Origin of the sequence: Sulfurimonas sp. (assembly GCF_041563495.1) — a bacterium.
In the GTDB taxonomy this organism is placed as follows: Bacteria; Campylobacterota; Campylobacteria; order Campylobacterales; family Sulfurimonadaceae; genus Sulfurimonas.
Genome location: NZ_JBFFMZ010000012.1, coordinates 18,734 through 31,796, shown reverse-complemented (window position 1 = coordinate 31,796; position 13,063 = coordinate 18,734). Strand labels below are relative to the sequence as shown.

General features: G+C 35.1%; 11 protein-coding genes and 1 pseudogene. All 12 read left to right on the top strand.

Translation table 11 applies throughout. From position 1 onward, the window contains the following. Positions 1-3 precede the first annotated feature (3 nt). Positions 4-3,045 carry an efflux RND transporter permease subunit gene (locus ABYK18_RS10850; protein WP_373036695.1) on the top strand — a complete coding sequence of 1,014 codons (3,042 nt, stop codon included), beginning with the start codon at positions 4-6 and terminating at the stop codon, positions 3,043-3,045. 13 nt (positions 3,046-3,058) lie between these two features. Beyond that, a complete protein-coding gene (locus ABYK18_RS10845; protein WP_373036694.1) occupies positions 3,059-4,054 on the top strand; it encodes a lipid A deacylase LpxR family protein in 996 nt (331 codons plus the stop codon). 100 nt (positions 4,055-4,154) lie between these two features. Further along, a complete protein-coding gene (locus tag ABYK18_RS10840) occupies positions 4,155-4,643 on the top strand; it encodes a Spy/CpxP family protein refolding chaperone (protein ID WP_373036693.1) in 489 nt (162 codons plus the stop codon). Further along, complete coding sequence (locus ABYK18_RS10835; protein ID WP_373036692.1) at positions 4,615-5,292, top strand: response regulator transcription factor; 678 nt, start codon at positions 4,615-4,617, stop codon at positions 5,290-5,292. The genes ABYK18_RS10840 and ABYK18_RS10835 overlap by 29 nt, the downstream gene beginning before the upstream one ends. After that, positions 5,289-6,518 carry an ArsS family sensor histidine kinase gene (locus ABYK18_RS10830; RefSeq protein WP_373036691.1) on the top strand — a complete coding sequence of 410 codons (1,230 nt, stop codon included), beginning with the start codon at positions 5,289-5,291 and terminating at the stop codon, positions 6,516-6,518. The genes ABYK18_RS10835 and ABYK18_RS10830 overlap by 4 nt, the downstream gene beginning before the upstream one ends. A 277-nt stretch (positions 6,519-6,795) precedes the next feature. Continuing rightward, positions 6,796-6,897: pseudogene (locus ABYK18_RS10825) on the top strand (Ni/Fe hydrogenase); the annotation flags it as partial. Between the two features lie 69 nt (positions 6,898-6,966). Further along, positions 6,967-7,527, top strand: coding sequence for a HyaD/HybD family hydrogenase maturation endopeptidase (locus tag ABYK18_RS10820; protein ID WP_373036690.1), 561 nt, complete (start codon positions 6,967-6,969; stop codon positions 7,525-7,527). Continuing rightward, a complete protein-coding gene (locus ABYK18_RS10815) occupies positions 7,478-8,926 on the top strand; it encodes a hydrogenase (protein ID WP_373036689.1) in 1,449 nt (482 codons plus the stop codon). The genes ABYK18_RS10820 and ABYK18_RS10815 overlap by 50 nt, the downstream gene beginning before the upstream one ends. A 33-nt stretch (positions 8,927-8,959) precedes the next feature. After that, a complete protein-coding gene (locus tag ABYK18_RS10810; RefSeq protein WP_373036688.1) occupies positions 8,960-9,547 on the top strand; it encodes a TetR/AcrR family transcriptional regulator in 588 nt (195 codons plus the stop codon). A gap of 5 nt (positions 9,548-9,552) precedes the next feature. Continuing rightward, positions 9,553-10,434, top strand: coding sequence for a hydrogenase (locus ABYK18_RS10805; protein ID WP_373036687.1), 882 nt, complete (start codon positions 9,553-9,555; stop codon positions 10,432-10,434). Further along, a complete protein-coding gene (locus tag ABYK18_RS10800; RefSeq protein ID WP_373036686.1) occupies positions 10,427-11,686 on the top strand; it encodes a nickel-dependent hydrogenase large subunit in 1,260 nt (419 codons plus the stop codon). Before ABYK18_RS10805 ends, ABYK18_RS10800 begins: the two co-directional genes overlap by 8 nt. Positions 11,687-11,897: 211 nt before the next feature. Beyond that, the gene (locus tag ABYK18_RS10795) at positions 11,898-13,049 is read left to right on the top strand and encodes a hydrogenase small subunit (RefSeq protein WP_373036685.1); all 1,152 of its coding nucleotides are present in this window, start codon (positions 11,898-11,900) and stop codon (positions 13,047-13,049) included. Positions 13,050-13,063 lie beyond the last annotated feature (14 nt).

Genomic DNA, 13,063 nt, shown 5'->3' with positions numbered 1-13,063 from the left:
TAGATGTATAAGTTTGCAATAAACAGACCTATAACAACACTGATGTATGTTGTTGCGTTGGTAATATTCGGGTTTATGAGCTTTAAGTCTATGCCCTCGGCACTTTTTCCAAATGTCGATTTTCCGATAGTAACTATCAAAACTATTTATCCGGGAGCAGAAGCCAGCACTTTAGAGTCTCAGGTAACTGACAAGATAGAAGAGGCAGTCTCCAGCATCGGCGGGATTGACAGCATTATGTCTTCCAGCAGTGAGGGTATCAGTGTCGTTACGGTCAAGTTCTTTTTAGAGCGTGATATAGATGAAGCAACGAACGATGTAAGAGACAAGGTCTCGGCAGTACTCTTACCGCGCGATGCCAAAACTCCTCTTGTCAGTAAACTTGACATTGGCGGGGCAGCTATCATAAATGTTTTTTTAACTGCGAAAAATGACACTATCCAAAATCTTATGTTATTTGCAGATGAAAAGGTAAAGCCGAAACTTCAGAAGATAAACGGAGTAGGTGCGGTTAATATCATCGGTTATAAAGACAGAGAGATAAAGATATATCCGGACCCGAAACTTCTAAACAAGTTTGGCATCACTGTTCGTGAGCTAAATGAGATAGTCGCAAATGAGAACGTAAAAATCGGAGGCGGTAAACTAATAACTCAAACCGAGGAGTTTATACTAAAGACAAAAGCAGATGCACTTAGTATAAAAGACCTTGAAAATATAAAAATCAAAGATGACATAAAACTAAAAGATATAGCAACCATAAAAGATGCACTCAGCGATGCAAAGAGTTATGCCTCGTACAATGGTATAGAAGGTGTTATGCTTGAAGTTCAAAAGATATCTGGAACAAATACCATAGAGATAGTCAATCGTGTAAAAAAGGTAGTTCCACAGCTTCAAGAGATAGCTAAAGAGAGATATGATGTTAAGATATTAAATGACACCTCTCCATTTATTATACATTCACTCGAAGATGTAAAGTTTGACCTTATGTACGGAGCAGTCTTGGCAGCGATTATTGTCTTTGTATTTTTGAGAAATATGACGATTACAGCGGTATCTGCACTTTCAATTCCGGCATCTATCATGGGTACGTTCGCTCTTATGGATTACATGGGTTTCGATTTAAACAAGATGACTTTAATAGGTCTTACTTTGGCCATCGGGATTATCATAGATGATGCAATCGTTGTCATAGAAAACATCTATAAAAAGATGGAAAAAGGCATGGACAAACTTGAAGCGGCAGTTGAAGGTACAAAAGAGATGGCTTTTACTATTTTAGCAATTTCTGCGATGCTTTTGGCTGTATTTATCCCTGTCTCATTCATGAGCGGAATAGTCGGTAAGTTCTTTGAGTCGTTTGCCATGACTGTCGGGTTTGCTATTATTATCTCATATTCGATTGCGCTTAGTTTTATACCGAGTTTGAGTGCCAGAGTCCTGCGCAAGGATGAGAGTAGATTTTACAATATGACAGAGCCGGTATTTAAAGCTTTAGAGAGAGCTTATGAGAAGACACTCAAAGTTGTACTCAGGTTTAAAATCCTTACTCTGATCGCGGTCTTTGCTTTGTTCTTTGCATCTCTTAGTCTCTTTCCAAAGATTGGGATGGATTTTATCCCAAAAGAGGACAAGTCGGAGCTGGAGATAAAGATGAAAGCAGATTCAGGCATCTCCTTAGAGGAGATGATAAGAAAATCAAAAGAAGTGGAAGACCTTATCAAAGCCGATAAAAACGTTATGTACACTACATTAAGCATAGGTTATAACACGGCGCATGAGAAGCACAAAGCTCTGATGTATGTAAAACTTGTCTCAAAAGATAAAAGAGAGTTAACCCAAGAAGAAGTGACGCAGAGCTTTAGACAGATGATGAAACCGTTTGCCAAAGATATGTTTATAACTGCAGCTGCAATTCCAAACATCAAAGGTACCGGTGTAACCGTTCCATACCAGATAGTTTTAAAGTCAGATTCCTTTGAAGACTTGGAAGTCGCAAAGAAAAATCTAACGGAGTATCTGGCAAAGAAAAAAGGATTTGTCGATATCGATACAAATCTCGATGATTCAAAACCTCAGATAGATATAAATATATTAAGACAAAATGCAAACCGTCTTGGCATCTCCGCATCCCAGATTGCAGAAGCTATTTCGACGGCATTTTCAAGTGATTTGGAAATTTCATACTTTGAAGAGAATGGAAAACAGTACAACATCACTCTTAGATTTGATGATGAAAATAGAGTAAGTATTGATGATATTAAAAAGATTCAACTTCGTTCTGGTAACGGAGAGTTTGTTTATCTTGACGGTCTGGTAACATTTACCAAAAGTAAAGCATTGGCTTCTATAAATCACTTTGATAGACAGAGACAAGTAACTGTTTTCTCTGATTTGTTTGGCCTTGACCTTGGCGGAGCGGTTGCTTATACAAAAAAAGGCATAGATGCTCTGATGCCTGCGGGCGTGACGTACAGATTTACGGGATTTGCCGAGGAGATGGAAAAAACAGGTAAAGCTTTTGGCGCTGCCATCGGACTTTCTATCATACTTATGTTTATCATCTTGGCGATTCTTTATGAATCACTCATCCAACCAATAATCATAATGATGGCACTGCCTCTTAGTATCATTGGTGTGATGCTCGCACTTTATGCGTCAGGACTTCAGTTTAGTCTATTTGTAATGATAGGATTTATGCTTTTAATGGGTATGGTAGGTAAAAATGCCGTACTTCTTGTGGACTTTGCAAACGGTGCTCTTGAGAGAGGAAAGAGTGTGGATGAAGCATTGATTGAAGCGGGAGAAAAGAGACTTAGACCGATTTTAATGACAACGATTGCAATGGTGTTTGCCATGCTTCCATTAGCTATAGGTGATGGGCTTGGAAGCGAGACAAAAGCACCGATGTCCATCTCGATTATCGGCGGTCTGTTAAGTTCTATGGTACTGACACTTCTTGTCGTTCCGGTTATGTACAGATTGATTAATCCTATAGACAGTTTCTTGAAAAAGTTTTATGTGGTAAAAAGAATTAAATAGCTAAAATTACCGCATGAAGCACAAAAAAAAATTATTATCGTTACTTGTTGCAACTACATTAAGTGCCGATCAGTTCTCGTTTCAACTCTACAATGATTTTTTTGCAGGGACTGATCAGCATTTTACAAACGGGGTAGCGTTTAGCTGGCTTGACAATGCATATGAAAATAATGTCAGTAATTCTATAACTTCTTACAGTAACTTAATGATAGACACTTTTGAAACTTTATCTCCAAATGGACTTGACAAGTCCAAACGCTACAGTGCAGGTGCGAGTCTCTCTCAGATAATCATAACTCCTATAGACACGACTCTCTCCACTCCTCAGTATGATGATATCCCATATGCAGGATATTTGGCACTTAGTGGATATATTTTTGAATGGGATGAGAAGAGTTTTAATGAGTTAAGGATTGAACTTGGTGTAGTAGGTAAAGAATCACTGGCACAAGAGGTTCAAGATACTTTTCACAATATCATAAGAAACCATCATGCAAAAGGCTGGGACACTCAAATAGAGATTAAATATACTCTAAATCTACTATATAGATACGGTGAGACAAGTTGGAAATCTAATAAGAGTGGTTCATTAAGTATAGACTGGTTTAATCATACCGGTTTTGAGTTTGGAAATTTTGAGATAAGGGGTTTTGCAGGAACGATGTTTCGTATAGGAGACAACTATATTCAAAATTTTAATGTCCACTATCCATATCTTAAAGAAGAGGCCGGTTTGTTAGAGATAGAAAAGAATTCTCATGGTTTTGGTTGGGCTCTAAGTACAGGAATAAATGGCGAAATAGTAGGATACTCGTATATTATAGATCAAGCCCAAAAAGATGGGTATGATATCAGCAACAGAACATTTAATGTTTCTTTATACGTAGGGGCAGAACTCTACTACAATGTTCATAAACTCTCATACTTCTATCAATCTCACTCACCATATACAAATGAGCAAAATAATGCTGACACCTACGGTTCTTTTATGTACTCATATCAATTCTGATAAAACTCTAAGCATCTCGTTAATCTTTTGTTAAACTCGAATTTAAATATCGTTAATATCATAATCTTATACTTTTAACATCAAATATAAGGAGTTCACCATGAACAAGAAAATTATTTTAGGTTTAACAGCAACGGCACTACTTACTTCATCACTACAGGCTTTTAACGGACAAGGACAGATGGGTCAAGGTTCTAAACAAGGATTTAAGCAAGGTAAGATGATGATGCAAGGTCAAAGACATAAGGGTAAACATATGTTTATGAAGACAGTTATGATGCTTGACCTTAGTGATGAGCAAAGAACTAAAATAATAGCTATTGTAAAAAAGAGTATGGCAAGTATGCCAAATCCTCATGAAGCATTTACAGAGACATCTTTTGATAAAAAGAAGTTCATTAAATTGGCAAATGAGAGAAGAGATGCTAAAATTGAGACAAGAGCAGATATGATTGAGAAAGTATATGCAGTTCTTGATGCTTCACAAAAGAAAGATTTAAAAACTATGCTTGACATGAAAGATATTATGAAAAAAAAGATGATGAAAGGTATGAATTGTAATGCTAAAAATTGCAATGGTGGAAGATGACAGTGAGTTGGCAGAAGTCCTGACTCAGTATCTCTGTAAGTTTAATATTTCAGTAACAAACTTTGAAGACCCTTTTATAGCTCTTAGTGCTATTGCTCTAGAGGAGTTTGATCTTATTATATTAGATTTGACTCTTCCTGGCATGGACGGCTTGGAAGTCTGTAAAGAGTTGGTTACTAAATATGATATTCCCATAATAATATCGAGTGCCAGAAGTGATATAACAGATAAAGTTATAGCACTCGAACTCGGAGCAGATGACTACCTTCCAAAACCTTATGACCCAAGAGAGTTGGAAGTAAGAATCAAGACGATACTTAGACGTTTTAACAAGAGCATGCCAAAGCCTGTGGAGGAAAAAAAGGAAGTTTTTACTTTAGATGAAGAAAAGCAAGAGATAAAAAAAGACGGCAAGTTCATAAAGTTCACTCCGGCAGAATTTCAGATAATGTCTTTAATGTGCAAAAGAAAAGGTTTTGTAGTTTCAAGATATGACATTCTCGATAGTTGTGATTTTTTAAACTCTGATGAAGATAGTGGAAGCATAGCGGTAATCATAAACAGGATAAGACATAAAATAGAAGAAGATCCTAAAAAACCGGAGTACTTTTTAACTATGAGAGGCGTGGGGTATAAACTGGTAGAATGAATAAAAACTCGATTATCTTTTCCATTACCATAACTTTTGTCATAGCCTTAGTCATGATACTAATAAGCTTTCTTATCTTATTTGCCGGTAGCCAAAAAAGAGAAGAGCATTTCACAAATAAAAGTAATATGGATGCTTCAAGAATGTTTTTAAGAGAATATAGGCATAGAGGTTTTTCAAAAGAGTTAGAAGAAAGTCTTCAAATGATGAACTTTTCAGTGATTACAGATGCAAGACTACAAAACAAGATACTAAATGATAAAAATATAAAAGAGCTTCACATTGAACAAAGAGGAAGAGCCAGAGTTCTCATTAAAAATTTAAAACTAAATGGCATTTACTATGTATATATACAAACACCAAGAGGTTCTTATCTGCTAGTTAACAATAATGAAATAAAAAACCATCAATACACTATAATTTTTGTGTTTTTAGTGATTTTTATTGTCTTTACATTTTTGTATATAACAACAATTAAGAAATTAAGACCATTAAAGACTTTAAAAGATAAAGTTCAAAATTTTGGAGATGAAGAGTTTGATATCTCTTGTGCAAGTGATGAAAAAGATGAGATTTCACTGTTGGCAAATGAGTTTGACAAATCAGCCAAAAAACTTAAAAAACTTCAAGAATCAAGAAATATATTTATAAGAAACATCATGCACGAGTTAAAGACGCCAATTACAAAGGGAAGGTTTTTAACTGAACTTCCACAAACCCAAGAAAATAAAGAAAAGATGCAAAAAGTCTTTTATCGGCTTGAATCATTAATCAATGAATTTGCATCTATTGAAGAGTTGATTTCAACTAAAAAGATACTGAAAAAAAAAGAGTATTATTTAGCTGATATTATTGACAATGCAGTTGACCTTTTAATGTGTGATGAAGAAGACGTTATCAAAGAGTTTGAAAATATTAAAATCAATGTTGATTTCATACTTTTTTCAATTGCCGTAAAAAATATACTTGATAATGGGATCAAATATTCTCAGGATAATAGAGTAGTTATTAAAACTCAAGATACAAAGATAATATTTGAAAATATTGGCAAAAAATTGATTTATCCATTAGAAGCCTACTATGAACCTTTTTTCAAAGCAGACAGTGTTAAATCAAATCAAAGTTTTGGATTAGGATTTTATATCATAAACAACATATTAAATGCTAATGGATATAAATTAGAATATGAATATGAAAAGGGTATAAATAGATTTATAATTTATTAAATTTTGTTCTTATTTGATACAAACTTTAGATAAAAAAAAGCTTTAGTTTTATTTAAATTTTTTCTTAATCTTCTTACGCTTTTATGATAATCCATTTCAATTATTTTTTTAATATAATTTTTTTTACAAAGTGCCTCTTTTTTCATCAGCGAAATATAAGTTTAACTTAAGTTTATCTCCATTACAATTAACTTTAATGAATGTTTATTCATAAGCTTTGATTTCCAAGATAAGGGGTAGATTATGATTGAAAAAAGAGAAACCTTGGCAAAAATGTTTAGTGCTACATGTATATTACCAAGTATGGAGAACAATCTTTTGGAAAGAAGGTGACATCAACATAGTAGTCGGCGGAAATAAGTTTGTGCAAGAAAAATAACATTAACATCATATAGTCAATAAGCTAGGAAAAATAATCTCTTTTTGGCTTTTTTTATTAAGGATAAATATGAAAACAGCAATAGTCGGTGCCGGTACCGTAATATACCAAGATGAAGGCATCGGAGTTTATGCTTCAAAATATATTGAAGAAAATTTTACATTTAAGGGTGATGTGACATTAGTTGATGGCGGTGTTTTGGGCTTTCAACTAATGACATACTATCAAGACTACGATAAAGTGATTATCCTTGATACTATAACAATGGATGATGAGGTCGGTTCTATCTATAATCTGCCTTCCCAAGAGCTGCTTGGGCTTGGAAGTTATAAACAGACTGCTCATGAAGTAGAGATTATAGAGATGCTAGAAATCTGTTCACTTCTTGAGAGGATGGCTGATGTAAATATCATAGGAATTGTCCCAAAAGATATAGAGAGTGTGAATATCGGTCTTACAATCGAGATGAAAAATAAGTTTCATCACTTGATTGATGCAGCAGTATCTGAGTTTGACAAGTCAGGTATAGAATATAAAAAAAACACAGACATCGTAAAACTAGATGATATAATAGAAAAATATGCAAATCCACAAAGTGAGTTTAAAAATGGCTATCAAACAAGTAATTAAATACACAAGCGACAGTAAATATTTTGCAGGTTTTTTGCAATTCATGATAAAAGAAAGCGGTGTCGTTGGAAGTGTTTCTCAGGCTGATGATTCTATTGTGATTAGATTAGATGATTCCAATCAACAGGCGATATCTGATTTTAGCCAATTATCAAATAAATATTTGGCACATTCGCTATTTTTAGGAGATATACAGACTATACAAGTTGACTCACAAGGTTTAGAGTCAGATTTTAAATCACCTACTTATAATATATCAGCATGTCCAAGATGCTTAGAAAAATTAACTGATCCCTCAAGCCAAGATTACTTGAATGATTCTCTAAAATGTACTCACTACTCAAACGAGGCAAATGAAGAGTTCTTGGATTCTAAATACTACTCCCCGCATTACAGTGAGGGAAGTGATCTCTTGGTAGTAGATCCAAACAGTGTAAATAAACACTTTATAATGACTAAAGAAGAGATAAAAGCACTCTTTAGCATAGAAAAACCTACTCTAAAAGTTACTATCAAAGATAAAGTGCTAAGAGAGTTAACGGGGAAAAATTTTATAAACATAAAATCTCCGTACAGTGTAAAAAGCAATTTGGTTGCTCTTAATGCAAGAGAGAGTGAAGTTGAGTACCTATTCTTTGATGGCAGTGATGATTTAAAAGTCGTCGTTGTTCAAGACAATATAACTGTCATTAGAGATGCAAGAGGCGTTACAAAAGAGTTAAAAGAGTTGGACAGTGACAGCACTATTAACAGATTTTTAAACATTTCCCAAGAAGCAGGTTATGAAAAGGGTTCTATTACCGCAAATCTAAGTACAAGAGGTGGCATCTCATTTATAGTCTCAAACGAGGCAGGAAATAAAAAGGTCATAACTTTTCAAGATTTTAAATTAAAAGCTGTTTTAGACTTGATGAGTAAAGATGAAAATAAATCAAAACTTCTTTTAAACTTTGAGAAAAAATTTCCGCAATTGATGCAAGAACTTCGCCAAAATGATGAATACGGTATGTTTGAGACAATCGCAGCAATTTTAGAATTAAAAGATAAAAGTTTTGAGTCAGTAAGTGACAAGTCTTTAGAGTTTCACGGTAACGGCGGGTTGAAGATAGATACCGCTTTTAGTGATGAAGGTTTCGACTATGTCTCTTTTATCGGTTCTATCATGAGTTTTAAACTTGCAGACACCGACGAACATTACTTGGCTTACTCCATTTTTGAAGCTCTTGGCGATATGGTTATATCAACTTTTGGGCAGTTAAAAACAAAGTTTAAAATTGACAAATTCGTGATGATGGGTGATATATTTGAAAACAGTGTCTTATACAGCAGAATACTGAGTAAATTTCAATTGAGCAGCCCTTACTTCTCTAAAGGTTTTGCTTTAGATGATTATACATAGTATAATTGCTCAAGAAGTTAAGGAGATGATATATTGTTAAGCAAAAAAGAACAGAGAAAAGAGCAGATAATGCAAGGTGCATTGGAACTTTTTTCTTTAAAAGGTTTTTATAACACTACTATTCCAGACATTGCAAATGCACTTAAGATGAGTGTAGGTAATATGTACAATTATTTTAAATCAAAAGATATACTGGCTAAAGAGATTATAAAATATATATCAATATATCTTGGACATAAGATAAAAGAGATCAATGAGCAGGATATATCCACGCAGGAAAAAACAAGAAAGATAATAGAAGTATATTTCCAGACAGCCATGCAAAAACCTGAGATGATAGACTACTTTTTAAGAATATATCTCTCAACTCGTGAAGTGTTTAAAGAGGGGTGCGAAGGAATGATCTGTGTAAACGAGTTTGTTACAGAGATTATGATTTATTTTGAAGAAGGCGTTAAATGCGGAGATTTGAGAGATCAAGACTTTTTTAGTGCTTTTGGACTTTTCATGGGTTACCTTGGCGGAATGGTCTTTTTAAAAGGCGAAAACATCTTGCCAAAAGAGCTGGATGATTATGTCGATGATATTTCACATAATATATATAAAGCGTTGAGTGCATAAATATTATGAACAATAAAGTGAGAGTGCTGTGGCTAAGTTCCATAGCCTGTAACGGCAACACTCACTCTTTTTTAAACTATCCGTATATGGAACAATTTTTAGAAGATTTTGAGTTCATATACCATCCCATTATAGATTCCAAATACTCACTCAAAGAGATAGTCACAGATGATATAGCATGTGATATACTGCTTATAGAAGGCTCAATATCGAGTGAGTTTAAAAGAGCAGATGTCTCCGTTGTAGAGATAATAAAAAAATATGCAAATATTGTCAAGAAAATAGTAACAGTCGGTACATGTGCTACATTTGGAGGAATATTCAGAGATAGCGATTACAAAGATACTACAGGTTTGCACTTTGACAAAGACAAAAGAGTTGATAATTTTGAGCAGTTGGTAGAGAAGACTATCTCGGTATCCGGATGTCCGGTTCATCCTGAGACTCTTGTAAATACTATGTACGCCATTAAAAAGAGTGTTGACCTGCAACTGGATGATTTTTTAAGACCAAAAGAGTTTTATGCCTATACGGTTCATAACGGCTGCACAAGAAACGAATATTTTGAATACAAAGTAGACAATCATAAGTTCGGTGAGCTTGAAGGATGCATGTTTTACGATCATGGCTGTCAGGCTCCGTTTACACATGCAAGCTGTAACAAGACTCTTTGGAACGAGGTCAATTCCAAGACAAGGGCAGGGATGCCGTGTGTCGGATGCACCGAACCTGCATTTCCAAAAGAAAATCTTTTCGGTACGAAGAAAAATATGGGGATTCCTCAAGACCTTCCTATAGGCGTCGGCAAAAGAACATATTTGACTCTTGCCGGAATTACAAAAGCATTTACAATAGATAGATTAGAAAAGAAGTTATTTGATGATTGAGCTAATAGAAAAAATAGAGGGTGAAGCAAAATTGGATTTTAGTTTTGCAAATGGGAAGATTGATTTTGTAGATATCGAGTTTATGACTGCAAGAAACATAGAAAACATCTTAAGAGGCAAGTCTCCTTTAGATGCTCTTGTAATAAACCCAAGAGTATGCGGCATCTGCGGGCATGCTCACCTTATAGCTACGGTAAAAGCTCTTGAAGACTGTTATGATAACGTAGAGATATCCAACAAGGCCCAGATAATCAGAGAACTAACACTTACCTTTGAGCTTATACAAAATCACTTTAAGTGGTTTTATCTTACCATGAGACCTCTTTTTGGAGAGAAACAAGAAGTACTTAAAGCTACATATCCGACTCAGCTTATGGCAAAAGCAATAGCTGTCTTTGGAGGGCAGTATCCGCATACATCTTACGCTATAGTGGGTGGTGTTGTATGTGATGTGACAGAGATAGACCTCATTAAAGTAAAACACTACATAGAAGAGACAATAAATTTTTTTGAAAAAAACCTTGTAGAAGCTGATACTAAAGATTTTCTTGTCTGTGACAATGTAGATAAAGTACTAAAGAAAAACGGTGACTTGCCGGATATCTTAAAAGAGATAAAAAAGAAAAAATATCTTCAACATGGAAAATCATACGACAGATTTATAGCCTTTGGCGAGAACAGTTACTTTACCAAAGGCAAATCCCATAAGACTATAACTTCACATAATCTTTCACTAGAACATGTAAAAGAGTATAGCAATCCAAACTCTTTGGCAAAAAATGTAATGTATAAAGATAAATATTACGAAGTAGGACCTCTATCTCGTGCTATGATAAACAAAATACCGCTTGTAAAAGATGCACACAGAAGATTCGGTGATAATATCTTCAGCAGAATTATCGCCAGAGTATGTGAAATACCGCAACTTTTAAACCACTCAAAAGAACTGTTGGAACAACTTGATCTTAGCGAGCCCTCATATATAGAACCCTCTATAGACATTAGTCATATCAGCGGTTACGGTGAAAGTGCCGTTGAAGCAGCAAGAGGTTCTTTGATTCATAAGGTCAATATTGAAAACGGAGTAATTACAAATTATGAGATAATAACTCCGACTCAGTGGAACTTGGGAAACGGGACTAAAGAAAATCTTGGAATTTCTCAAAAAGCTATGATAGGGTTACAAGATGTAAAAACTGCCGAGCTTGTTTTTAAAACTTTTGATGTCTGTTCTGTTTGTACTACTCATTAATCTACTAAATAAATTTAACAAGGGTAAGCCCCTTGTATACAAAGTTACTTCTTAAAAAAACACCATGTATTTGTTTTAATTATCAAAAACTTGCTCCTCTGTTTGTCACTTTTTAAGTTTTTAAATTAAGCTACACATAAGTTATATTTATATAGACTTCTAACTGAATGATTATTCATTTATGAATAAGAATAAGCAAAAGGAGTAAATTATGGTGAATGACACTCTATATAAAAAGTTGTCAGCTAGAGTAAATGAGTTATCAAAGTTACCTAAACTAGATGATCAAAAATCAATTCCTGAGTTGATTAAAGAGAATGGTTTTACAAGAAGAGATTTTATGACATGGGCAGGTGGTATGACCGCTATGTTAGCACTTCCTTCAAGTTTTACACCATTAATCGCAAAGGCGGCAGAGGTTGCGGACAGACTTCCTGTTGTTTGGTTGCACATGGCAGAATGTACCGGATGTACTGAATCATTACTAAGATCAGCGAGTCCAAGTATAGACAGTTTGATTTTTGATCATATATCTTTAGAGTATCAAGAGACGATAATGTCGGCGGCTGGTTGGCAAGCAGAACAAAATCTTGAAAATGCTATTGAGAAATATAAAGGCAGATATGTTCTAATGGTTGAAGGTGGCATCCCTCACGGTGAAGGTAGCCATTTCTTGACAATTGGAGGACATGGTAAGACTGGTGAGCAGAGTGCTATAGACGCATCTGAACATGCAGCGGCAATTTTTGCAATCGGTACTTGTTCATCATTTGGCGGTGTTCAAGCAGCAGCTCCAAATCCTACAAATGCAACTTCACTTAGCAATGTAACAAGTAAACCTGTTATCAATGTTCCGGGCTGTCCTCCTAGTGAAAGCAATATAGTCGGAACACTGTTACACTTTTTACTTTATGGGACCCTTCCTGCACTAGATGCTTACAACAGACCAAAATGGGCTTATGGACTTAGAATCCACGATATGTGTGAGAGACGCGGTCACTTTGATGCAGGTGAGTTCGTAGAAGAGTTCGGTGATGACGGAGCTAAAAATGGTTTTTGTCTGTACAAAGTAGGTTGTAAAGGTCCTTACACATTTAACAACTGTTCAAGACAGAAGTTCAATGAAGGAACATCATGGCCTGTTCAAGCCGGACACGGTTGTGCAGGATGTAGTGAACCTGATTTCTGGGATACTATGGGTGTTTTACATGAACCACTTGCGGACAGACTTTTCCATACGACATTCGGTGGATTGGGTGCAGATGCAACGGCAGACAAGATTGGTTTAGGATTATTGACTGTTACGGCAGTTGGAATCGCAGCACACGCAGCAATATCGGCTGTCAAAAAACCAAAAGAATAATCGAGGAGTTTAAT